A 22,729-nucleotide genomic window follows, 5' to 3' on the forward strand; every position below is an offset into this window, starting at 1 on the left:
TCTATCAAAAAGGGAGCCATTCATGTGGTTCCCTTTTTTAATAGTCGTATATTAAGTTGCTGGTATAGTATGTTTGGTTTCTATAAGTTCTTGTACAACTTTTAAACAGTCGTGGAATGTGATAAATGGTTTATATGGAACATGAAGCTCTTCACAGTGTTGAATGAGATGATCTCTAGCCAGAACAATATCAGCTTGTTTAGCAGCTTCAAAATCTGAAAGAGAATCACCAATAACGATTTTAAAATGATCTTCTTTTGCTACCTTCCGCATAACGCTAGGCTTGCAGCAACCACACCCTTGTATGCTATATTTTGCGCAATCCTCATCACAGCTATTTGAATAAATTAGTTTAATTTGCTCACCAGAAAAGTCAGCTGTATTGCAGTAAATACCAGAGAAAGGACCGTATTTTTCTACTAAAGGCTCAATAAAAAAATCGACCCCTCCACTTACAATGTAAAATGGTATGGCATGATTTTGAGCATATCGAACAAAATCTCCAAAGCCTTCACGAATGATAGCTGTTTCCATAAGATATTGAATGACTTCATCTTTCTGTTGAGTAGAAAGTAAATGAAACATGGCAGAGAGCCCATCTTTAAACGAAATGGTTTGCTCCATCATAGCTTTTGCAATTTTCTCAGATTCTTGTGGAACAAATTCCGTCATCAGAGAAAAGATATTATCAGTTTCTGTTATTGTGCCATCGAAATCACAGAATATAATTGGCTTCAAGATAGTTCCTCCTTAGAAAAGCGCACATCGTAGTAGTTAATAATAGGTGTTTCAAGGCAATTCCTATACTTCTATAATATTAGATTTATCCACACTTGCTTTCAAGAAAAAACGCCTACTATTATAGTAGACGTTTCATATATTCATGTACTTGTATACCTTGCTCATCAGCTTTTGTTAGAATCACTTGATGTTCAGGAAATTGATTTTTCATAGTTTGAACGAAGTCATATGCAATGGTAGAAGGAATGATAGAAATCAATGTAGGGCCAGCTCCACTTAAAGCTGTACCATACGCACCATTCATCTTTGCTGCTGTACGAATTTCTGTATACTCCGGTATTAGCTTTGCACGAAAAGGTTCATGGAATAGATCTTCTTCCATATAACGCCCAGCACGCTGGAAATCACGTGCCATTAATGAAGCTGCTAACATATTAGCATTTGCCGAAGCATGAACAGCATAGGCTCTGTCAAATTGCTCTGGCAATACAGATCGAGATTCGCTCGTTTTTAACTCGACATTTGGTACATATACTACAAAGGAAGCATCAATTTCATTGATATGAAAAGTATCAACATTACCTTGTTCATCCATAGAAGAAATGGTTAAGCCTCCTAAAACAGAAGCGGTTGCGTTATCTGGGTGTCCCTCAATTTGAGATGATAGGTTGAGTTTATCTTGTATCGTTAAGTTAAGCCCACATACTTGATTGGCTAGTTCAATACCTGCAACTATCACAGCAGCACTGCTTCCAAGCCCACGTGCTAATGGTAGCTCGCTAGCCATCTCGACACGACATGCAGGTAATTGTTGACCATATTGAGCAGCAACTTTTTTGGCAATGACGTATAGTAAATGTTCGTCAAGCTCAAACTCTTTAGGACCGTTATCATCAAGATGGATAATATCCCATGTATCTTGTAAAGTAACTGTTAATTGTAAGTATAGAGACAAGCCGAGTCCTATGGAATCAAAGCCTGGCCCTAGATTGGCGGTGCTTCCTGGAACTGAGATTTGCCATGCTTTACTCATAGTACTCCCTCGATATATTCTCTAATTTCATTTTCGTCATTTTTAAGGGATACAACTTCGACTGTGGATACATCCATGGCTGTATCGGGATCTTTTAGTCCATTACCTGTGAAGATTGTAACTACTTTTGAACCCTTTGGAATTTTTCCGTTCTCGACTGATTTAATAACACCTGCTAATGATGCGGCAGAGCCTGGTTCAACGAAAATGCCTTCTGTATTGGCGATTAATTGATAAGCTGCAATAATTTCTTGATCTGTTACGGAATCAATAATACCCCCAGATTCATCTCGAGCTGCTTCTGCCAATTTCCAGCTAGCTGGGTTACCAATTCGAATAGCAGTGGCAACTGTCTCCGGATTTGCAATAGGCTCTCCTTTGACGATTGCTGCTGCACCTTCTGCTTCAAAGCCATACATCTTTGGTAGGCCAGAATCTTTTGCAGCATGATATTCTTTAAAGCCTTTCCAGTAAGCAGTAATATTCCCTGCATTACCAACCGGGATGCATAGATAATCAGGAGCAGAACCTAAGGCATCTACAATTTCGAATGATGCAGTTTTTTGTCCTTCAATGCGGTATGGATTGACGGAGTTTACAAGTGCGACAGGAGTTGTTTCACTTACTTGGCGAACAATACTTAAAGCATCATCAAAATTACCATCAATCTCAATGATTTTTGCACCATACATAGTTGCTTGTGCAAGCTTACCAAGGGCAACTTTTCCTTTAGGAATTACAACGATGGATTGAATACCAGCTCTTGTAGCATAAGCCGCTGCAGCAGCGGATGTATTTCCTGTAGAGGCACAAATCACACACTTACTACCATCTTCAATAGCTTTAGCTACAGCAAACACCATACCACGGTCTTTAAATGAGCCAGTTGGGTTTGCACCCTCAATTTTACCGTAAAGCTCAATGCCTAGTTTCTTGGATAAATTCACTAAATGTATAAGAGGCGTATTGCCTTCGTTTAAAGTTAATGAGGGTGTATTTTCTGTTACAGGTAAAAATTGTTTATATTCTTCAATAAGGCCTTTCCACATAAAGATACGATCTCCTTTTGTTCTTATAGAAAGAACAGTTGTATTTGTATAAAAGACATTTTAACGCAAATCACACTATTATTTCAATAGCATTTCATAAATTGTCGAAACAATTCGGTAATTTGAATTTTGCTTGTCACTTTCTTGAAACAACTGTATAGTAATCTTGTAATGTAAAGTCAAGTGTAAAGACAGGTGGTTAAAATGGCGACAAATACTGTAGGAACAAATAAATCTAAGCAAACTATTTCTAGAAATAGACTATTGGGCGTTGCAGGGATTGGGTGGCTTTTTGATGCAATGGATGTTGGAATATTATCGTTTGTCATTGCAGCATTGGCAGCAGATTGGGGACTGACACCAAGTCAATCTGGCTGGATTGGTAGTATAAACTCAATTGGAATGGCTGTTGGAGCCCTTGTATTCGGTGTTTTTGCAGACAAAATAGGGAGAAAGCAAATTTTTATGTGGACACTTGTCCTATTTTCCATTGCCAGTGGTCTATCTGCTTTTACGACTACACTGACGGCATTTTTAATGCTACGTTTTTTAGTAGGAATGGGTCTGGGCGGTGAACTACCTGTAGCATCAACGCTAGTATCTGAAAGCGTGGCAGCAAAAGAAAGAGGACGCGTAGTTGTTTTATTGGAAAGCTTTTGGGCAGCTGGATGGCTAATTGCCGCATTGATATCCTATTTTGTTATTCCAACATGGGGATGGCGAGTAGCGCTCATCTTAACAGCTCTCCCTGCATTTTATGCTATTTATCTTAGATGGCATCTCCCAGATTCACCGCAGTTTACGGTGAAGCAAGAGGCCAAATCACGTAGCATCCTTCAAAATATAAAAGAAGTTTGGTCAAAAAAATATGCACGTTCTACATTGATGCTTTGGGTGCTTTGGTTTACAGTTGTATTTTCTTATTACGGTATGTTCTTATGGCTTCCAAGTGTCATGGTTGGTAAGGGCTTTGATATGATTACGAGCTTTAAATATGTTCTCATTATGACATTAGCTCAATTGCCAGGTTATTTTACTGCAGCCTGGTTTATTGAAAAGTTTGGACGGAAATTTGTGCTTGTTTCCTATCTAATTGGTACTGCAGTGAGTGCTTTCATTTTCGGGAATGCTGAAACACTTGTAGTACTGTTATTGTCAGGCATGTTTTTATCATTCTTTAACTTAGGAGCATGGGGGGCTTTATATGCTTATACACCTGAGCAATACCCTTCCATTATTCGAGGTACTGGTGCAGGGATGGCAGCAGCTGCTGGCCGAATTGGTGGTATTTTCGGACCGCTACTAGTTGGTTCTTTATTAACAGCTGGTTATGATATAGGCTTCATTTTTGCCATTTTCTGTGGAGCCATTATTATAGGTGTTATTGGTGTCATTTTCCTAGGGAAGGAAACCAAGCAGCTAGAATTAGAATAATAACTAAACAATGTCCTGGATAAGAGTAATCAATCCAGGACATTTTTGTCTTTATTCGCTAGTGTATTACATAAAAATTAGGAATTATTGATTTTTATTCACCCGAACCAATAAATTTGGTAAAATAACAAATCAACATAGAAAAGTACAAAAAGTCGACATATTAGCAGGTTAATGCGCTGAAGATTTTTCAGAAAAGTCATTGTATTCAAATTGCAATCATGATACTGTATTTTTAATCGAATTTTGAGTAAGTAGGAAACAATCTCCCATTCGTGATAAGGTCATTGAAAGAAAGGTTGTTAGGAATGTGTATTCATGAGGATATAAAGAAAAGGTTTGTAAGACTGTCAAAGGGGCAGCGTAAAGTAGCTCAATTTGTAATGGATAATCCCAATACAGTGATTGCTAATGGAGCGGCAGAAGTAGGCAGACTGGCTAATGTAAGTGAATCAACGGTTATTCGCTTTTGCTATGCCATGGATTTATCGGGATATGTGGAACTGCAAGAAGAAATAAGAAGTTATGTCATGTCCCAAGATGTAGGAACAAATCTACAATCTACCTATACGGGTAAAAAGCAAACTAATTCTCGTTTTGGCAAGGTAATGCAGCGAGATAGTCAAAATATTCAGGAAACAATTCAATTAATTAGCGATCAACAGATTCAAAAAAGTTCAAAATGGATGCATGAAGCAGATAATATCTATATTCTAGGTACTCGTCAGGCAGCATCTGTAGCAAATTGGTTATCCAACACATTAAAAACACTACGTTCTAATATTAAGCAGCTTCGTATAGATTCCGATGAAATATTGAATCAAATTAATAGCATGGGAGAGCGTACAACATTAATTGTTTTATCATTTGATAAACAATTAAAGGATATTCAAACGATTGTTGAAATTGCAAGGATGAAGAAAGTAAAAATTATTGCTATTACTGGAACTGCATTTTCACCCGTTCGTGAATATGCTAATATTTTGTTTGCGCTTGGAACAAACAAGCATTCCTCGCTAGATATAGTGCCCGTTTTATTTTCTTTCTTACATGCTTTATTGGAGGAAATGATTAGCCAAGATAAAGGGCATTATGAAAAATATCAAAAATCCTATGAGCAAGTAGATAGTAATATATTATTTCTGGATGCTGCTAGAGAGAAACAGGTATTTTAATGTTATGCATAGAAAAGTGTTATATTACTTTTCTATGCATTTTTTATAGTCTAAATATATAAAAAGATGTCCAAATATGCTTTAGACATCTAGGCAAAGTGATTTATAAAATTTTACTTAAGTTATACTCGTTAATGTAAGTATCATTTAATTTAATAGCATTTTGTCGGATGCCTTCTTGTTTAAATCCTATTTTCGTAAAAAGATGTAAAGCAACATTATTATGTTCCATAACTGATAATTCTAATCTGGATATATCACGCTGTTTTGACCAACTTTCTACAGCCTTCATTAGCGCAGAGCCAATGCCTTTTTGTTGGTACTCTTCCTTCACAGCTAAGCGAACAGAGGCAACATGTTTAGCTTTCGTTTGTTTATACCCATGTACAACTGCATAGCCTGCAAAAATACCATTTAATACGCAAAGTAATATAGTGCGATTTTTTAGTTGTTTCCAATAGGCTAAATTTTTACGAAGTTGTTGGACAGTTAGATCTACTTCATCTTGAACATTATACATGAAGTCGGTTTGTTGAAAAATTTCTTCCTGTAAAAGAATAAACGATCTAGCATCCGATGCTTCAATCCCTCGAATTATGTATGCAGAAGGGTACTCTTCATTTTTTGAAAGATTGTTTACAGTTGTCTTAGTTTGCGTGCATGAGAACGTTATACTAGTACCTAGTCTAACATCAATGACATGGTAGCCTGCATTTGTCCATGACAAATAGTGTGATAGAGGGGGCTTTGTTTTTTTCCACCAGCTCTTATTTAAGTAGGCGGCATTCGGTAAGGCTTGTCCCATAATGTTTTCTAATTCACTAAAGGATAAAGTGATTTCTTGTTGTAAAGCTACTTCAAAATAATTTGCTAAAGGAATGTACTTTTTTTCCATCTTCTTTGTCATCGTAATCCCCATTTCCTGAATATCCAAAAATATAGACTATCTGATAATAGCATAAAATTATGCTTACATAAATATGAAAATCCAACTAAATATCTATGTAAAATAATTAATATTAGAAAAATATGCGCTTTTACTATTGAATGTTAAAAATAGGATGGTAAAAAAAGATAATGAAAACAAAGGGGATGGGTGCACAAAATATACGTATGTGACAGTTTGAAGGTCCATTATACTTTATCCGTATTTGTATAGTTGGTTATTGGGAGTGGGGAATTATTATTGTATATTAAATGAATGAGCATAGTTTGCTTAATGTTTCAATTTTTCATTTGTTAGTCCATAAGATATGATAAAATAAAAGATAAATGTAAGGTCATTTTAGGAGGAATAAATTCAATGAGTAAAGTATTAGTTTTTGGACATAAAAACCCAGATACAGACACGATCACATCTGCAATTGTATATGCTTATTTAAAACAACAAATTGGAGAAGAAGCCGAGGCTGTACGTCTTGGAGATGTTAATAATGAAACACAGTTTGCTTTAAATAAATTTGGCTTTGAAGCGCCACGTTTAATCTCATCTGTAGTTGGAGAAGCGGACAAAGTTATTCTAGTAGACCACAATGAATTCCAGCAATCAGCTGATGGTATTGAGGAAGTGCAAATTGCTGAGGTAATTGATCACCACCGCATCGCTAACTTCCAAACAGCTGATCCGCTATATTATCGTGCAGAACCAGTAGGCTGTACGGCTACAATTCTAAAGAAAGTTTTTAACGAAAACAGTTTAGATATACCAGCGAACATTGCTGGTTTAATGCTATCAGCAATCGTTTCAGATACATTATTATTCAAATCACCAACTTGCACGGAGCAAGATGTAAAAGCTGGCGAAGAACTAGCGAAAATTGCTAATGTGGATGTTGCAGAATATGGTTTAGCTATGCTAAAAGCCGGTGCAGACCTATCTGATAAATCTTTAGAAGATCTACTATCATTAGATGCTAAGGAGTTTCAATTCGGTGAGTACAAATCTGTAGTCGCACAGGTGAATGCTGTGGATATTAATGATGTACTTAATCGACAAGAGGAATTAGAGATTTTATTAAATAAAAATGTTGCTGAGAATGGTTTAGATTTATTCTTCTTCGTTGTAACAGATATTCTAAATAACGATTCTACAGCTGTAGCAATTGGACAAGTCGCACAAGCTGCAGCAAAAGGATTCGGTGCTGAGCTTATCAACAACCGTGTTGTGTTACCAGGCGTTGTTTCTCGTAAAAAGCAAATTGTACCAGTATTAACAGAAGCTCTAAAGTAATTTACACAACAAGACAGCTACTTAGACTGTAGATAATAGCCATCGAAAAGTTCACACTTTCGGTGGCTTTTGTCATGTTTTTTGCATGTACCATATTGGGTAATTACTGTCGAATCCAACATGCTTCTTAAGATATTTACTCGTCTGATAGTCAGTTTCTTTACTATGACAGCAAGTAAGCATCGCTGTATGGGCAGTTTTTATGACATTTACAGGTTGTCCATCATACACCATGCTTTTTCTTTGCGCTTTGCATAGATTTTTTACTTTTTATTAACATATGAAAAGGGAGTCTTTTATATAGAAAATGGATAGGAACGAAGTGCGCCCATAGTGGACATCAACGGCTTTACTTTATTTCATCGTAAAAAAGACTGTAGCAAACTCATAATTTGTGGACAGTTTGTCTACAGCCTTCTTTTTAATCTAATTTCAAAGGTTGTACGGCTGGTCCTTCCAGTACTTCCCCTTGAGCATTGAAGCGGGAGCCATGGCAAGGACAATCCCATGTTTCATCAGCCTCATTCCATTTCGTCTTACAGCCCAAGTGAGTACATGTAGGAGCACTGGCATTTCTCATATACCCAGCAATAAATTCTTTTGCGACAAAGCCGCCAACTTTAAGCATTTGCATAAACTGGGCACCGAATTTTGTACGTGATGGTGAATAGAGTGCGATGGCACCATCCTCACTTCTTGATCCCGTGATTAGGCTGGATAAAATGTCACCGGCAACAAAGGAATTAGAAATGCCCCACTTTCTATAGCCGGTAGCAATGAATACGTTTGGCAATGAGTTTGTAATTCTTCCTACGTAAGGAACGATGTCAGGAGTTTCGATATCCTGAGCAGACCATCGATAAATGGGCTCTTGCTCAAAATGTTCTTTCATTTCATTTGCAATGGCATCATAGTACGGCTCTGTATTGACTGTTTCCCCAGCGATGTGATTCGCTCCACCCAGTACTAAAAAATGTTCGTTGTTAATTGTAGCTGTGCGAATGGAACGAGAAGGGAAATCAACGGATAGATACTGCCCCTGCATCGTTTCAGAAATTTTACTAGCCACCATGTAAGAACGACTATTTGACAGTTTAAATAACTTTAGCCCCTTGAAAGCTTCAATTGGATAATGTGAGCACAAAATAAGTTTTTTATATTGAACCGACATATTCTTTTCGGTATGTAAGTTATTTTGAGCTATGTTTAATTGCTGAACTCGGGTATTTGTATAAAGCTTGGCACCCATCGCTTGTGCTTCTTTGGCAAGAAAATTACTTATCTCTACAGGATTTATTTGAGCTTGCTGGGACATGCATAAAGCCTTTGTAATGGGGAAGGGAAGCTCTGTTTCTGTGGTGATTTTTGATTGGATATTTAACACCTTATAAGCATTCCATTCTTTTAATAATTGCGCATACCCTTCTTTTGTTTGAGCATACAATAGCGAATCTACTTGCTTCACACTGCTTTTTGGAAACAATTGTGTTACTTTTTCAATGGCTTGTTGATTGAGTTGGTAATAGAGCTGTGCCTCATCAACGGATAGTTTCTCTAAAAGGTTAGCATAAACGATACTATGCTGGGCAGTTAGTTTACCCGTGGAATGTCCTGTAGTACCGTGACCAAAATGGGTATTCGCCTCAAGTAAAAGTACATCAACACCTGCTTTTGCCAAGACATAGGCTGTATAAAGACCAGTTAATCCTCCTCCGACTATACATACATCACAAGTTGTAGATGAAGAAAGTGAAGATAGTGAGACTGATTCGGAAGTAGCGAGCCAAAGAGATTGAGTCATAGATAAACCTCACAATGTTTTTATGTTCAGTATGTAGATGTACTGGAGAATTTATGCGATGAAGCATAAAAATTGCCTTGCGATTTAATCTATCGCTACAATGTAGCAAAAGGAGAGTGTGAGTAATGAAAATTGAAATATGGTCTGACTATGTATGTCCATTTTGTTATATTGGAAAAAAACAATTAGAGCAAGCGATTGAAGATACTGGCTTTGGTGGGCAAGTGGAGCTTGTTTATAAAAGCTATCAACTTGATCCTAATACCCCAGTAGATTCGAATATTACTGTCTATGAATCATTAGCGAAGAAATATGGTATGTCTTTAGAAAAGGCCAAAGAAATGACATTAGGTGTTACTGAGCGTGCGAAAGAAGTAGGCTTAAACTATGACTTTAGCAATCTAATGGAAGAGAATACGTTAAAGGCACATCGACTTGTTAAATGGGCTGAGCAGCAGGGAGATGTTACAGCATTAGTTGAAGCTCTACTGCACAGTCATTTTATTGAAGGAAAACGTATTGGACAAGAGGCTGTATTATTAGATATAGCCGAACAGGTAGGATTGCAACGCGAGGAAGTAGCAAAAGTTCTTGCTGTGGATGAATTTAAAAATGAGGTAGAAGCAGATATTCAAGAAGGATTGCAGCTTGGAGTTCGTGGGGTCCCATTCTTTGTCTTAAACCGTAAATATGGTATTTCTGGTGCCCAGCCACAAGAAGTATTCGAAGATACACTACGTAAAGTGGCTGAGGAAGAGGGCTTACAACCTGGTCTAAAAATGGCTGGCACGGGTGACGCTGGTGTTTGTACAGATGATAACTGTAAATTATAGTGCTAAAATTACTCTAACTACGGAGGGGCTTGACAAACAAGCCTCTTTTATTCGTTTTAGTGAAAAGTTTTATCTAATATTTCAGTCAAAAGTCTGAGGTAAGTATCGTTGACTTTTTAGAAGAATTTTTTTAAGATAAGTTTATATCTTGAATTCGAGATAATAGACTATGAGATATAAGGGAGATTTTATATAATGAACGTTTTAGTAGTAAAAGCAAACAACCGTCCAGACGGTATTTCAACAAAAATGTACGATACTTTTATGGAAAACGTACAAGGTGTAAACGTTACAACTTTTGACGTATTTGCAGAAGATATGCCATATTTTGGGCAAGACCTTTTCAATGCATTTGGTAAAGTACAAAATGGTGGAGAGTTAACAGACATCGAATCACGTCTTTTAGCTGCTAAACAAAAAGCGATGGATGCATTAACAGCAGCTGATTTAGTAGTATTTGCTTTCCCACTTTGGAACTTAACTATTCCAGCACCTTTACAAACATTTATTGACTATGTGTACCAAGCAGGTTTCACATTCAAATATGGTGAAGATGGCCAAATGGTTAGCTTAATGACGGATAAAAAAGCGATTATTTTAAATGCTCGTGGTGGTTACTACTCACTACCAGAAACACAGCCGATGGAAATGTCAGTAAACTACATTAAAAATGTAGCGGGCGGCGTGTTCGGTATGGAAATTATCGAAGAAGTAATTATTGAAGGTCACAATGCATCACCTGATAAAGCACAAGAAATTATTGCAAATGGCCTAGAAGAAGTGAAAAAAGTAGCTCAATCACTTCAAACAGTAAACGCGTAAAAAAATTTTTTTAATAAAAGACCTCTCGAATTTGAGAGGTCTTTTTTTATTTTGTGAGCAGAGGTATGGTGTGGTGTAGAAGTCGGATATATTGGTATTAACTATTTATTTGGAATTTACATTTACTAACATTCTATTGGTGGTATAAAAATAAAAATGATAGAAAAATGTGATTTTATAGGAAAGTGATAACCCATTCTTTTAAAAATACATATAATTAGGACTAATTATTCAGTAAAAAATAGAGTTAGTTTAATATAATAGTATCTGTAGGAAAATACTAGATGAATAAGGAGGTTGTTGTATGAACAAGAAATTAATAACTAAATTTTTAGCCATGCTACTAGTTTTATCCGCGTTGATACCATTTGGATTCACTGCTAATGCTGCTTCCAATGAAGTTACACGCGCTGATTATGTAAAAGAATTAGTAGAAAGCTTAGATGTCGAATTAGGTGATGGATCTTCCCTTACTTTTACGGATGTCTCTAAGGATTTAGCACCATATGTAGAAAAGGCTGTACAGTTAAAACTTATAAAAGGAAAAACAGCAACTACATTTGGTCCAAACGATAAATTAACACGTCAACAAGCGTTTGTTATATCTGCTCGTGGACTTGTTAGTGAAAACGCTTCCCTGGCGGTCTTAGACCAATTTAAGGATGCTGATCAAATTGCTAAAGCTTATAAACAAGATTTAGCTAATGCTGTTGCAGCAAATATTCTTCAAGCGTATGAGGATAATACGATCCGTCCTCTTGACTATGTAACACATGAGCAAATGGAAAGTATTGTAGAGCGTTTTGTAGCAGAATACAAGGCACCATCTAATGGAGTGTCAGTAGATCTTCAAATTTTAGGAACTACAGATATTCATACAAATTTAGCAAATTATAATTACTATTTAGATGCTCCATCATCTGAGGTTGGTTTAGCTAATACAGCTACATTAATTGAACAAGCTCGTGCTAAAAACCCCAACACACTACTATTCGATAATGGAGATTTAATTCAAGGTACGCCACTTGGCTCTTATAAAGCACTAGAAAGTGTATTAAAGCCAGGGGAAGTACATCCGGCTATTGCGGCACTTAACGCTTTAAAATATGATGGTGGAACTTTAGGAAACCATGAATTCAACTATGGTCTTGATTTCTTAAATGAAGTTTTAAATGATGCTAAATATCCAGTCGTAAATGCTAATACTTACGATGCTAAAACAAAAAAACGTATGTTTACACCTTATGTTATTCTTGATAAAGAAGTAGTGGATAGCACTGGTAAGAAACATACACTGAAAGTTGGTGTGACAGGGATTGTACCAACAAAAATTGTTGAATGGGATGCCATTCATTTAGCTGGTAAAGTTGACATGCAAGAACCTGTTGAAGCAATAAAAGAAGTAGTTCCTGAAATGCAGAAGGCTGGAGCAGACGTAATTGTTGTTCTTTCCCATTCTGGTATTGGTGAGGACACTTACGTGGAAGGCGCTGAGAATGTTGGCTATCAACTAGCTGGAATTGACGGAATTGATGCTTTGATTACAGGGCACTCTCACTTAACATTCCCAGGTGACTACAAAGATTTGAAAGATGTAGATCAAGAAAAGGGAACGATTCACGGTGTTCCAACAGTTATGGCAGGTAGCTATGGTAGCCATCTTGGTATCATTGATCTAAAACTAGAACAACAAGGATCAGAGTGGGTTGTAGTAGATGGTAGTGGGTCATTGCAATCAATCAAGCAAGAAGGTTTACAACCATCCACTACGGTATTAAAAGCTGTGAAACAAGCACATGAAGGCACTTTAACTTATATTCGCCAGCCTGTTGGTGAAACAACTGCGCCAATCCATAGTTATTTCTCAATGGTGCAAGATGATCCTTCTATTCAAATCGTCACACAAGCACAAAAATGGTTTATTGAACAGGAATTAAAGGGAACGGCTGATGAAAAAACGCCGATTCTTTCTGCTGGGGCGCCTTTTAAAGCCGGTTCACGAAATAATCCATTAGATTATACAAACATTCCAGTTGGTCCACTTGCCATCAAAAATATGGCGGACATTTATCATTACGATAATACTGTAGCAACAATTAAAGTTACAGGTGCACAAGCCGTCGAGTGGTTAGAGATGGCTGCAGGTATTTTTGCAACAATTGATCCGAATAAGACAGAAGAGCAAAATATTATTGATTCAGAAGCACGCTCTTATAATTTTGACGTGTTAGATGGTTTAACCTATCAAATTGATGTGACATCTCCATCTAAATATGACCGACGTGGTAATCTTGTTGATGAAAAGGCGAACCGTATTAAAAATGTACAGTATAATGGTAAACCAATTGATTTAAAACAAGAATTCATTATCATTACAAATAATTATCGTGTTGGTGGTTCGTATGGAGCGACATTTAAAAATACGGACGGTTCGAATATAACTAACTATGCATATGAAAATCGTCAAGCTGTAGTTGATTATATTATGGCAAATAAAACAATTAACCCAGCTGCGGATAATAACTGGTCATTTGTACCATTCCCAGCCAAGACGAAAGTTGTTTATCTATCTGCGAAAGATGCACAAAAATTTATCTCAACAGATAGCAACATTGAATATTTAGAAGATACAGAGGCAGGATTTGCAAAGTATTTAATTAAATAAAACTAAAAGGGAGAGTACGATTTAATCGCTACTCTCCCTTTTTTGTCTTTCGAAAGTATGAAAGCGTGTGCCCTGAAACGTTATAAAACCAATGTCACCCTCCACTAACTGTCCAAAATCGCGACCTTTCACTTTAAATTCCTGACGCTCCCCATGTCGTTCTTCAAACGTGATGAAATAGGAAGTATATGCCGCAGAATTATTAGTGCCTCCACGAATATTTGTACGTTTTGACACAACCTTAGCGGGTACAGTTAAGGTTTGTGATTGGTTATTAATAGACCAAGTGACAATAGCTTTAATAAGGCTGAAGGCGATGCTACCAAAAACAATAAAAAAGACGATTGTAATAAAGCTCGATTCAAATGTAATTCCGTTATCAAACCATAGCATGTAAAGTTCCCTCTTTCCTTATAGTAAATCAAAAACTAAAGGGGGCTTAACTCGACGTCTACCACAATGTCAATCTCATCATTGATTAATACGCCACCTGTTTCAAGAATTGTATTATAGACTAAATTAAAATCACGGCGATCAATTTGTGTCTTTGCCTGAAAACCATGTACTTCTTGTGCCCAAGGATTAACACCGTTTCCTGTATATACTGTTGTAAATAAGATAGGCTTTGTTATGTTTTTAATTGTTAAATCCCCATGTATCAAAAAAGTTTTATCATTTTGTTTATCAATATATGTAGAGGTGAAAACTATTTTTGGATAGACGTCTGCATCAAAAAAATCTGGAGACACAAGGTGTACATCACGGTCATGATTTTTTGTGGAGACACTAGCCACGTCAATGGTAATAGAGATACTTGCATCCTGCATATGCTCAATATTGGCTGCAGCAATTTCAGCGTTGTACGATTCGAAAGTACCGTGAATTTTAGATATCATCATATGTCGTACAGAAAAACTAAGTGTGGAATGACTGATATCAATAGTGTATTTTTTCATTTAAAAACCCCCTAAAACAGCATTCTACAACGAATAATAAAGGAAACAAATACCATATTCAATGGGTTTTTCATAAATAGGAATGGATCATCACTAATAAAAGTGTAAACTGTGAACATTTACAAGACTTTAAATAAATAGTTAGTCATATTACTGTTATCTAGGGCATTGTATTATTAGGAGGACGGACGGTTTAACGATGGAAGGTTCCACCCTAATTGAAAAAAACTGAAAACTAAAGTTACTTTTTGTAATTAAGTATATAAAAGTATATTAATTATTTTATGTAAATAAGTTACTCTAAATTTACATTTCCTGCAATAATCGTTACAATAGTTACATAGAGGTGAAGAATTATGAATGAGACAACTTTATGTCCTCGTTTAGCTAAAGCAATGGATTTAATCGGAAAACGATGGACGGGTTTAATATTATATCAATTATTAGATGGACCACAGCGTTTTAATGAAATAGAGTCTGCATTACCTGTTAGTGGCCGTTTATTATCAGAACGTTTAAAGGAACTGGAAAAAGAAGGACTTGTTGAACGTAAAGTGTATTCTGAAGTCCCAGTACGAGTTGAATATTCATTAACGGATAAAGGGCAAGCACTAGAAGGTGCTATCCGTAATATTGAAACATGGGCAAGTAGCTGGCTTTAAAGTGAATGGCTTGTTCTTTAGGTAGTATTGTGCCAAAAACGACACTTGGAATGACTGTCAATTTTCTTTATAATATTCATCATCTCTGCACAGGACTTACCTGTCTTTTTATATGAGATAAAAATACCCTTCATTTTACTTGTCAAATTGGGGTTCTAAATCCATACTGGTGTAGAGTAAGAAGGACGTTAGAAAGGAATTAGCTCTCATGACAAAACAACAATGGGCAAAGGATTTAGCGAAGAGCATTAATCCTGCCAATATTAAGTTAGATGAATCATTACAACAATATACAATGACAAAATTAGGTGGCAAAGCAGATGTTTTTGTTCTTCCTGATACAGAAGAAGAAGCAGCATTTGTAATTCACTATGCATATATAAATAATATTCCTTTATTAATGTTAGGTAACGGATCTAATATGGTTGTTCGTGATGGTGGTCATAGAGGAATCGTTGTAACATTTTCAAATTTAGATGAGATTCGTATTAATGGTGAACATGTTTATGCTCAAAGTGGTGCGCTAATTAAAGATGTGTCGAAACTATCTGCCAAAGCATCTTTAACAGGCTTCGAGTTTGCCTGTGGTATCCCTGGGTCAATTGGTGGGGCAATGGCTATGAACGCAGGTGCTTATGGCGGTGAGATTAAAGATATCATTATTTCATCTAAGGTGTTAACAAAAGAGGGAGAAATTTTAACCTTGTCAAAGGATGAGCTTGAGCTTGGTTATCGTAAAAGCGTTATTGCGAAGAAAGGCTATTACGTGTTATCCTCTGAGTTCCAATTAGCATCTGGCGAACAAGGGGAAATTGATGCGAAGATTGCTGACTTAACCTTTCAGCGAGAATCTAAGCAACCATTAGAATATCCATCTGCGGGAAGTGTTTTTAAACGCCCACCAGGTCATTTTGCAGGGAAGCTTATTCAAGATAGTGGCTTGCAGGGCAAAGGAGTAGGCGGTGCAGAGGTCTCTACGAAGCACGCAGGTTTTATTGTCAATAAAGGAAATGCTACTGCTTCTGATTATATTGCGACTATTCAAATGGTACAGCGGATTGTGAAAGAAAAATTCGGTATTGAATTAGAAACAGAAGTTAAAATTGTTGGTGATGATCTATAATGTGACGCTCTTCGCTTGAGTCGAAGGGCGTTTTTTTAAGGAGTGAGTATGAGATGAAATTTATATCATGGAATGTTAATGGCATTAGAGCTTGCCTAGGGAAAGGCTTTCTAGACTTCTTTCATCAAATAGAGGCAGATTTTTTTTGTATCCAAGAAACGAAATGTCAGGCTGGACAAGTAGAGCTTGCACTAGATGATTATGAGCAATATTGGAACTATGCTCAAAAGAAGGGCTACTCGGGGACAGCTATATTTACAAAGCATACACCATCATCTGTTAAGTATGGAGTTGGCGATGAAGATTCTCAGGATGAGGGTAGAATCATTACTTTAGAATATCAAAATTTCTATTTAGTAAATGTCTATACCCCCAATGCACAGCGAGATTTAGCGAGATTACCACTTCGATTAACATGGGAAGATCGTTTAGCTGGCTATTTACAAGACCTGAATAGTAAGAAGCCTGTTGTCTATTGTGGCGACTTAAATGTTGCACACACTGAAATAGATTTGAAAAATGCGAAATCGAATGTGGGGAATTCCGGATTTACATTTGAGGAGCGTGCTAAATTTTCGGAGCTTTTAGCCAGTGGTTTTGTAGATTCTTTCAGATACAAGCATCCTAATGAAACTGACCATTTTACATGGTGGTCCTATATGAATAAAGTACGTGAACGAAATATTGGTTGGCGCATCGACTACTTTATTGTGTCGGAGCAATTAAAAAATCAAATAGATCAAGCGACTATTCACCCACACATTATGGGCAGCGATCATTGTCCTATTGAATTACAACTACATGTCTAGCATTAAAAATCGTATTTTCTATTTGGAAATACGATTTTTTTGTCTTTGCAATAATAATAGAATGAATAAAAAAGGAGGCTAATGAAAGGAAAGCCATGTATCTATGAAATACGTTTTTTAACAATGCTCTGTACCTTCATATAGCCAATTGTTTATACTAGTCTAATAGCGAATGGCGACAAAATTTTGTATTTAAAGATTGATTTACTTACATAACACACAAATATTCGCTATCGACAATCTTTTGAACCTTGTTTTAAGGATTTTAAGAGGTAGGAAGGAATATAGTGCACAGAGGGGGTAATGAGATGGAAAAGAGAAAGTTCAAATGGAGAAAGTGGCTCATCGTCCTTGCTGGGATCGTAGCGACTTTAGCTATCGTAGCTTTTATCGGATTTACATGGTTTATGAATAAATCTAAGCCGATAATTGATGGCGAATTAGCTGTCCATATTTTAGAGCAGGATGTGTCGGTTACAAGGGACGACAAAGGGGTTCCTCATATTTTTGCAAAGACAGATGCGGATTTATATCGTGCGCAAGGTTATGTTCAAGCACAAGATCGATTATTTCAAATGGATTTAGCACGAAGACAGGCGAGTGGTCGATTATCAGAAATTATTGGGGAAGCAACAATAAATACGGACAAACACTTTCGTACATTTAGCTTACGCGATGCCGCTGAGAAATCGCTCGCAGCCTATGATGAGGAAAGCAAGCAAGTACTAGAGTGGTATGCAGAAGGGGTAAATGCATTTATTGCGCAAGCTAAGGAAAATAAAACTTTAAGCTATGAATTTTCATTATTGGGCTACGAGCCAGAGGAATGGACAGTCGTGGATTCTTTAACGATTGGGAAGTATATGGCATATGATTTGGGAGGGAATTGGAATACACTTGCCTTCCGTCACTGGGCTTTACAAAATTTTGATGAAGAAAAGGCCAAAGAATTATTTATTAAATACCCTGAAAATGCTTCATCTATTATTGAGGCAAATATTAAAAACCCTGTAGCGGTAGCAGGACAATTTAATGCAGATCTACTGCCTAATGAATTTAACGGCAGTAATAACTGGGTTGTTTCTGGTGATAAAACTAAATCAGGTACACCTATTTTGGCGGACGATCCTCACCTAGGGTTGAGTACTCCATCCATTTGGTATCAGATGCATCTGCAATCTCCACAACAAAATGTTAGTGGTGTTATTTTTGCAGGAATTCCAGGTATTATTTTGGGTCATAATGAGGATATAGCATGGGGTGTGACGAATGTTGGCCCGGATGTGCAGGATTTATATATTGAAATACCTAATCCCGATAATCCAACACAATACCGCTACGATGGAAAATGGGAGCAAGCTGAGGTACGTGATGAATCTATTAAGGTGAAGGACGGAGAAACTGTAGATTTTGATGTGGTGGTGACTCGCCATGGTCCGATTATGACGGATCTAGCATTCAAAGATACCAAGCCAACTGCACAATTTTCAATGCAGTGGACAGCACTTCAATCAACTGCAGAATTACGTGCAGTAATTGGTTTTAATAAGGCTGAATCTTGGGATGACTTTGAAAAAGCTTTAGAAGACTTTAAGGCACCTGCGCAGAACTTCGTTTTTGCCTCAAAGGATGGCACCATTGCTTATAAAGCAAATGGTCAAATTCCTATTCGTAAGCAAGGTGATGGTCAATTGCCAGTTCCAGGTGATTCTAGTGACTATGGTTGGGATGGTTTTATTCCATGGGATGAGCTGCCAACAGTAGTGAATCCAGAGGAAGGCTTTATTGCTACAGCCAATAATCAAGTCGTAGGAGAGGAATATCCTTATCACATTACAGATTTCTGGGCTCAGCCTTACCGTTTTGAACGAATTAAAGAAGTGCTTGAGGCGAATGATTCGATAACGGTAGAAGATATGATGAACTTGCAAATGGATCAACATAATCTCTATGCAAGGGAATTTCTTCCTAGTTTATTAACATCTATGAAAGCGCAAGATCAGGATGGTACGTACACAGAGATTATTGCCATGCTGGAGAAATGGGATATGGTGGATGCTAAGGAATCAAGCGCACCACTCGTATTCCATACGCTTATGACCAAATTACAGGAAGTATTGTTTAAAGATCAAATGCCTGCAGATATGTATGACATCATGCATGGTAAATTTAATATTACAGACCAGCTTTTACGCACTGCCTATGCAGGGGGCAAGAGTATTTGGATAGAGGAGCAAGGTGGAGTTGATGCAACAGTTTACAAGGCACTTGAGCTTACCATTGCACAATTAGAAGATCAATTTGGTAAAAATGCATCCAAGTGGCAATGGGGAGATTTCCACCAGCTCACTTTTGATCATACGTTAGGTAGTGCTTCTCCAATTTTAGCTGCCTATTTTAATGCTAAAAAGGTTCCAATTGGAGGATCCAAAGTGACGGTACAGGCAGCTGATAATGATCTTGCTGGTAATGTGGATCATGGTGCTTCTTGGCGTTTTGTTGTGGATGTGGGTGATTTATCTTCTGGCTATCATATTGTTGGACCTGGTCAAAGTGGTCATGTAAAGTCTGATTGGTATCAAGATCAGGTACTTGATTGGGCAAATGGTGATTATCATCGAACTTTTGTAAAACAGGAAGATATTAAAGGTAAAACATTAAAATTAAAAGCGAAGTAACAAAAATGATTAGCGTACTTATTAAAGTACGTTAATTTTTTTTACTAGGATATAAATCACAACATTCAAATATTCATTTGAATAAGATGGAATAATATGTTACATTGAATACAATCAAACGAATATTTGAATGAGGTGAGGAACAATGCCAAAAGAAATTTGTGAAGTGACGCAAGTACATGAAGAAGCAGTCACTAAGGTACAACAACAAATGCCTGATCTATCAGGGGTAGCAAAGTTTTTAAAAGCATTATCTGATGAAACAAGGCTTAAAATCGCCTTTGCTTTAACGGTAGAGGATGAATTATGTGTTTGTGATGTAGCATCGATTATTGGCTCGTCAGTCGCAACAGCATCACATCATTTACGTTACTTAAAAGATAATAATTTAGCAAAGTCACACCGCAAAGGGAAGCAAATGTATTACTCTTTAGCGGATGAGCATGTATTTCAAATTGTAACAATTGCCTATGAACATGCGAAAGAGGGGATTGCGAATGGTAGCGACGCCAACTAAACAAGAATACAGATTGCAAAATCTTTCCTGTGCTAGCTGTGCAGCGAAGTTTGAGAAAAATGTAAAGGCTATTCCTGAGGTGGAGGATGCACAAGTCAATTTTGGTGCTTCTAAAATAACGGTAGTCGGCAGCATTAGTGTGAATCAAATTGAAGAAGCAGGTGCCTTTGATGGGATCAAGGTGTCGCAATCAGCAGTGAGAACAGTTGAAAAATCTACACCTTTTTACCGTAAAAAAGAGAATATTTTGGCAGGGATATCTTTGTTCTTTGTCATTCTAGGCTATTTATTTGTTTCTATGCAGGGAGAAACAAACCCGATTCCAATAGCCATGTTCATCATAGCTATTCTTGTAGGGGGAATTGGTATTTTTAAAACGGGCTTCCGTAATTTAGCTCGCTTTGAATTTGATATGAAGACCCTTATGACAATCGCTATTATTGGAGCTGCTATTATTGGCGAATGGGAAGAAGCGGCAGTTGTAGTCTTTCTATTTGCCGTAAGTGAAGCACTTGAAGCTTACTCTATGGATAAGGCAAGACAATCGATTCGAGGGTTAATGGATATCGCTCCACCGACAGCTATTATTAAAAGAGCGCATGGCGAGCATTTTCATGAGCTTGAACTGCCGACAGAAGATATCGAGATAGGGGATATTTTACTTGTAAAGCCTGGGCAAAAGATTGCGATGGATGGCATTGTCATTAGCGGACTATCTGCAGTAAATCAAGCAGCTATAACAGGTGAATCCATTCCAGTAAATAAAACAGTGAATGATGAAGTATTCGCAGGCACATTAAATGAAGAGGGTGCGCTTGAGGTTCGCGTGACAAAGCGAGTAGAAGACACAACAATTGCTAAAATCATTCATCTTGTAGAAGAGGCGCAGGCAGAGAAAGCACCTTCTCAGCAATTTGTAGATCGCTTTGCGAAGTATTACACACCAGCTATTATCATTGTTGCTTTTTTAGTAGCTGTTATTCCACCTTTATTTATAGGAGATTGGCAGCACTGGATTTACCAAGGCTTAGCAGTGCTAGTAGTAGGATGTCCTTGTGCACTCGTTGTTTCTACACCGGTGGCTATTGTCACTGCGATTGGGAATGCTGCAAGACAAGGTGTCCTGATTAAAGGCGGAATTCATTTAGAACAATTAGGACATATTGAAGCAGTAGCCTTTGATAAAACAGGTACATTAACTGAAGGACAGCCAGCTGTTACGGATATAGTGACAATGGATGGTTGGTCAGAGGACTATGTATTACAGCTAGTGGCAGCAGTAGAGAAACAGTCCCAGCACCCATTAGCAAAAGCTATATTAAATAGATTACACGATAAAAATTTATCTGAGCTAGTGCCTACAGAATTCCAATCAGTCACAGGCAAAGGAGCCTTTGCAACAGTTGATCAGCAGATTATTTACGTAGGTAGCATGAAATGGGTATCCACATTAGCTTCTATCGATAAAAATATAGAAAAGCAGGTTAAAAAACTACAGGAACAGGGTAAGACAGTAGTAGCAGCGGTTTCGAAAAGCCAACTCATTGGATTAATTGGGATTGCTGATCAATTGCGTCATGAAAGTAAGGATGTCTTGCAAAAACTTAATGCCCTAAAAGTAAAACATATGGTGATGTTAACAGGAGATGCAGAGCCTACTGCTAAGGCCATTGCTACATCATTACAGGTAACAGATGTGCGTGCTGGTTTATTACCAGAGGAAAAATTAATGGCGATTAAAGATTTACGTGCACAGTATGGAGCCGTAGCAATGGTTGGGGACGGTGTAAATGATGCGCCAGCATTGGCCACTGCAAATGTGGGAATTGCAATGGGAGGAGCAGGCACAGATGCAGCTCTCGAGACAGCCGATATTGCCTTAATGGGTGACGATTTAACAAAGCTCCCATACACAATTGGGTTAAGCAGAAAAACACTACGCATTATTAAGGAAAATATTATTTTTGCCCTAGCCTTAAAATTAATTGCGTTGCTGCTAGTCATCCCAGGATGGTTAACGTTATGGATAGCAATTTTTGCAGATATGGGCGCAACCTTATTAGTTGTTTTTAATTCATTAAGACTAATAAAAGCAAAAAAGTAGTAGGTAAGATGTGATTTGATAGGAAAAAGCAGGAGATTAATCTTACTTTGACACTACTAATTTTGTGCGAATAGATGCTACTAGTGATTCTTGAAAA

The 22,729-nt window shown here is 37.2% G+C and carries 19 protein-coding genes; 12 read left to right on the forward strand and 7 right to left on the reverse strand.

Annotation, left to right across the window (positions count from 1 at the left end; all coding sequences use genetic code 11):
- Window positions 1–51 precede the first annotated feature (51 nt).
- From PI85_RS02910 to thrC, 3 genes are all read right to left on the reverse strand, one after another.
- Complete coding sequence (locus PI85_RS02910; protein ID WP_036121129.1) at window positions 52–738, reverse strand: MtnX-like HAD-IB family phosphatase; 687 nt, start codon at window positions 736–738, stop codon at window positions 52–54.
- A 121-nt stretch (window positions 739–859) separates the two neighbouring features.
- Window positions 860–1,774 carry a homoserine kinase gene (gene thrB / locus PI85_RS02915; RefSeq protein ID WP_036121126.1) on the reverse strand — a complete coding sequence of 305 codons (915 nt, stop codon included), beginning with the start codon at window positions 1,772–1,774 and terminating at the stop codon, window positions 860–862.
- Window positions 1,771–2,823 (reverse strand): threonine synthase, encoded by a 1,053-nt coding sequence (thrC, locus tag PI85_RS02920; RefSeq protein WP_036121123.1) that lies wholly within the window; start codon window positions 2,821–2,823, stop codon window positions 1,771–1,773. The genes thrB and thrC overlap by 4 nt, the downstream gene beginning before the upstream one ends.
- A gap of 204 nt (window positions 2,824–3,027) precedes the next feature.
- Between thrC and PI85_RS02925 the strand changes: the two genes are divergently transcribed.
- Together PI85_RS02925 and PI85_RS02930 are read left to right on the forward strand one after the other, a co-directional pair.
- Window positions 3,028–4,257 carry an MFS transporter gene (locus tag PI85_RS02925; protein WP_036121121.1) on the forward strand — a complete coding sequence of 410 codons (1,230 nt, stop codon included), beginning with the start codon at window positions 3,028–3,030 and terminating at the stop codon, window positions 4,255–4,257.
- Window positions 4,258–4,565: 308 nt separating this feature from the next.
- Window positions 4,566–5,432: a MurR/RpiR family transcriptional regulator gene (locus PI85_RS02930; protein ID WP_036121118.1), complete on the forward strand. Its 867-nt coding sequence runs from the start codon at window positions 4,566–4,568 to the stop codon at window positions 5,430–5,432.
- A 103-nt stretch (window positions 5,433–5,535) separates the two neighbouring features.
- Here the strand turns inward: PI85_RS02930 and PI85_RS02935 are convergent, their stop codons facing one another.
- Window positions 5,536–6,339 carry a GNAT family N-acetyltransferase gene (locus tag PI85_RS02935; RefSeq protein WP_235318442.1) on the reverse strand — a complete coding sequence of 268 codons (804 nt, stop codon included), beginning with the start codon at window positions 6,337–6,339 and terminating at the stop codon, window positions 5,536–5,538.
- Between the two features lie 396 nt (window positions 6,340–6,735).
- Here PI85_RS02935 and PI85_RS02940 point away from each other — a divergent pair, with 396 nt between their 5' ends.
- On the forward strand, window positions 6,736–7,662 hold the full coding sequence (locus tag PI85_RS02940) for a manganese-dependent inorganic pyrophosphatase (RefSeq protein ID WP_036121113.1): 927 nt from the start codon (window positions 6,736–6,738) through the stop codon (window positions 7,660–7,662).
- Window positions 7,663–8,083: 421 nt separating this feature from the next.
- On the opposite strand, the gene PI85_RS02945 is transcribed toward PI85_RS02940, so the two are convergent.
- Window positions 8,084–9,463, reverse strand: coding sequence for an FAD-dependent oxidoreductase (locus PI85_RS02945; protein ID WP_036121109.1), 1,380 nt, complete (start codon window positions 9,461–9,463; stop codon window positions 8,084–8,086).
- A 125-nt stretch (window positions 9,464–9,588) separates the two neighbouring features.
- On the opposite strand from PI85_RS02945, the gene PI85_RS02950 reads away from it, so the two are divergent.
- The 3 genes from PI85_RS02950 (at window position 9,589) to PI85_RS02960 (ending at window position 13,783) form a co-directional block, all read left to right on the forward strand.
- On the forward strand, window positions 9,589–10,296 hold the full coding sequence (locus PI85_RS02950; RefSeq protein WP_036121106.1) for a DsbA family protein: 708 nt from the start codon (window positions 9,589–9,591) through the stop codon (window positions 10,294–10,296).
- Between the two features lie 195 nt (window positions 10,297–10,491).
- On the forward strand, window positions 10,492–11,118 hold the full coding sequence (locus tag PI85_RS02955; protein ID WP_036121103.1) for an FMN-dependent NADH-azoreductase: 627 nt from the start codon (window positions 10,492–10,494) through the stop codon (window positions 11,116–11,118).
- A 304-nt stretch (window positions 11,119–11,422) separates the two neighbouring features.
- Window positions 11,423–13,783, forward strand: coding sequence for a bifunctional 2',3'-cyclic-nucleotide 2'-phosphodiesterase/3'-nucleotidase (locus tag PI85_RS02960; RefSeq protein ID WP_036121099.1), 2,361 nt, complete (start codon window positions 11,423–11,425; stop codon window positions 13,781–13,783).
- Window positions 13,784–13,804: 21 nt separating this feature from the next.
- Here PI85_RS02960 and PI85_RS02965 read toward each other — a convergent pair whose 3' ends face one another.
- Both PI85_RS02965 and PI85_RS02970 read right to left on the reverse strand, forming a co-directional pair.
- Window positions 13,805–14,176 carry a DUF2500 domain-containing protein gene (locus PI85_RS02965; protein WP_036121096.1) on the reverse strand — a complete coding sequence of 124 codons (372 nt, stop codon included), beginning with the start codon at window positions 14,174–14,176 and terminating at the stop codon, window positions 13,805–13,807.
- Window positions 14,177–14,211: 35 nt separating this feature from the next.
- Window positions 14,212–14,739: a YceI family protein gene (locus PI85_RS02970; RefSeq protein WP_036121093.1), complete on the reverse strand. Its 528-nt coding sequence runs from the start codon at window positions 14,737–14,739 to the stop codon at window positions 14,212–14,214.
- Window positions 14,740–15,095: 356 nt separating this feature from the next.
- On the opposite strand from PI85_RS02970, the gene PI85_RS02975 reads away from it, so the two are divergent.
- The 6 genes from PI85_RS02975 to PI85_RS03000 all read left to right on the forward strand — a co-directional run bounded on the left by PI85_RS02975 (window position 15,096) and on the right by PI85_RS03000 (window position 22,632).
- Window positions 15,096–15,401 (forward strand): helix-turn-helix domain-containing protein, encoded by a 306-nt coding sequence (locus PI85_RS02975; RefSeq protein WP_004231981.1) that lies wholly within the window; start codon window positions 15,096–15,098, stop codon window positions 15,399–15,401.
- A gap of 208 nt (window positions 15,402–15,609) precedes the next feature.
- The gene (gene murB / locus PI85_RS02980) at window positions 15,610–16,524 is read left to right on the forward strand and encodes a UDP-N-acetylmuramate dehydrogenase (RefSeq protein WP_036121089.1); all 915 of its coding nucleotides are present in this window, start codon (window positions 15,610–15,612) and stop codon (window positions 16,522–16,524) included.
- Between the two features lie 53 nt (window positions 16,525–16,577).
- The gene (locus tag PI85_RS02985; protein ID WP_036121086.1) at window positions 16,578–17,333 is read left to right on the forward strand and encodes an exodeoxyribonuclease III; all 756 of its coding nucleotides are present in this window, start codon (window positions 16,578–16,580) and stop codon (window positions 17,331–17,333) included.
- Between the two features lie 308 nt (window positions 17,334–17,641).
- The gene (locus tag PI85_RS02990; protein WP_036121083.1) at window positions 17,642–20,011 is read left to right on the forward strand and encodes a penicillin acylase family protein; all 2,370 of its coding nucleotides are present in this window, start codon (window positions 17,642–17,644) and stop codon (window positions 20,009–20,011) included.
- Between the two features lie 145 nt (window positions 20,012–20,156).
- Window positions 20,157–20,528, forward strand: coding sequence for a metalloregulator ArsR/SmtB family transcription factor (locus tag PI85_RS02995; protein ID WP_008177117.1), 372 nt, complete (start codon window positions 20,157–20,159; stop codon window positions 20,526–20,528).
- Entirely contained in the window at window positions 20,509–22,632 is a 2,124-nt protein-coding gene (locus PI85_RS03000) for a heavy metal translocating P-type ATPase (protein ID WP_036121080.1), read from the forward strand. Before PI85_RS02995 ends, PI85_RS03000 begins: the two co-directional genes overlap by 20 nt.
- Window positions 22,633–22,729: the final 97 nt, after the last annotated feature.

It is taken from the genome of Lysinibacillus sp. A1, from assembly GCF_000801965.1.
Classification (GTDB): Bacteria; Bacillota; Bacilli; order Bacillales_A; family Planococcaceae; genus Lysinibacillus; species Lysinibacillus fusiformis.

Coding starts and splice junctions, on each gene's coding strand:
- thrB (WP_036121126.1), bottom strand. CDS start 1,774: ATGAGTAAAGCATGGCAAATCTCAGTTCCAGGAAGCACCGCCAATCTA.
- thrC (WP_036121123.1), bottom strand. CDS start 2,823: ATGTGGAAAGGCCTTATTGAAGAATATAAACAATTTTTACCTGTAACA.
- PI85_RS02925 (WP_036121121.1), top strand. CDS start 3,028: ATGGCGACAAATACTGTAGGAACAAATAAATCTAAGCAAACTATTTCT.
- PI85_RS02930 (WP_036121118.1), top strand. CDS start 4,566: ATGTGTATTCATGAGGATATAAAGAAAAGGTTTGTAAGACTGTCAAAG.
- PI85_RS02935 (WP_235318442.1), bottom strand. CDS start 6,339: ATGACAAAGAAGATGGAAAAAAAGTACATTCCTTTAGCAAATTATTTT.
- PI85_RS02940 (WP_036121113.1), top strand. CDS start 6,736: ATGAGTAAAGTATTAGTTTTTGGACATAAAAACCCAGATACAGACACG.
- PI85_RS02945 (WP_036121109.1), bottom strand. CDS start 9,463: ATGACTCAATCTCTTTGGCTCGCTACTTCCGAATCAGTCTCACTATCT.
- PI85_RS02950 (WP_036121106.1), top strand. CDS start 9,589: ATGAAAATTGAAATATGGTCTGACTATGTATGTCCATTTTGTTATATT.
- PI85_RS02955 (WP_036121103.1), top strand. CDS start 10,492: ATGAACGTTTTAGTAGTAAAAGCAAACAACCGTCCAGACGGTATTTCA.
- PI85_RS02960 (WP_036121099.1), top strand. CDS start 11,423: ATGAACAAGAAATTAATAACTAAATTTTTAGCCATGCTACTAGTTTTA.
- PI85_RS02965 (WP_036121096.1), bottom strand. CDS start 14,176: ATGCTATGGTTTGATAACGGAATTACATTTGAATCGAGCTTTATTACA.
- PI85_RS02970 (WP_036121093.1), bottom strand. CDS start 14,739: ATGAAAAAATACACTATTGATATCAGTCATTCCACACTTAGTTTTTCT.
- PI85_RS02975 (WP_004231981.1), top strand. CDS start 15,096: ATGAATGAGACAACTTTATGTCCTCGTTTAGCTAAAGCAATGGATTTA.
- murB (WP_036121089.1), top strand. CDS start 15,610: ATGACAAAACAACAATGGGCAAAGGATTTAGCGAAGAGCATTAATCCT.
- PI85_RS02985 (WP_036121086.1), top strand. CDS start 16,578: ATGAAATTTATATCATGGAATGTTAATGGCATTAGAGCTTGCCTAGGG.
- PI85_RS02990 (WP_036121083.1), top strand. CDS start 17,642: ATGGAAAAGAGAAAGTTCAAATGGAGAAAGTGGCTCATCGTCCTTGCT.
- PI85_RS02995 (WP_008177117.1), top strand. CDS start 20,157: ATGCCAAAAGAAATTTGTGAAGTGACGCAAGTACATGAAGAAGCAGTC.
- PI85_RS03000 (WP_036121080.1), top strand. CDS start 20,509: ATGGTAGCGACGCCAACTAAACAAGAATACAGATTGCAAAATCTTTCC.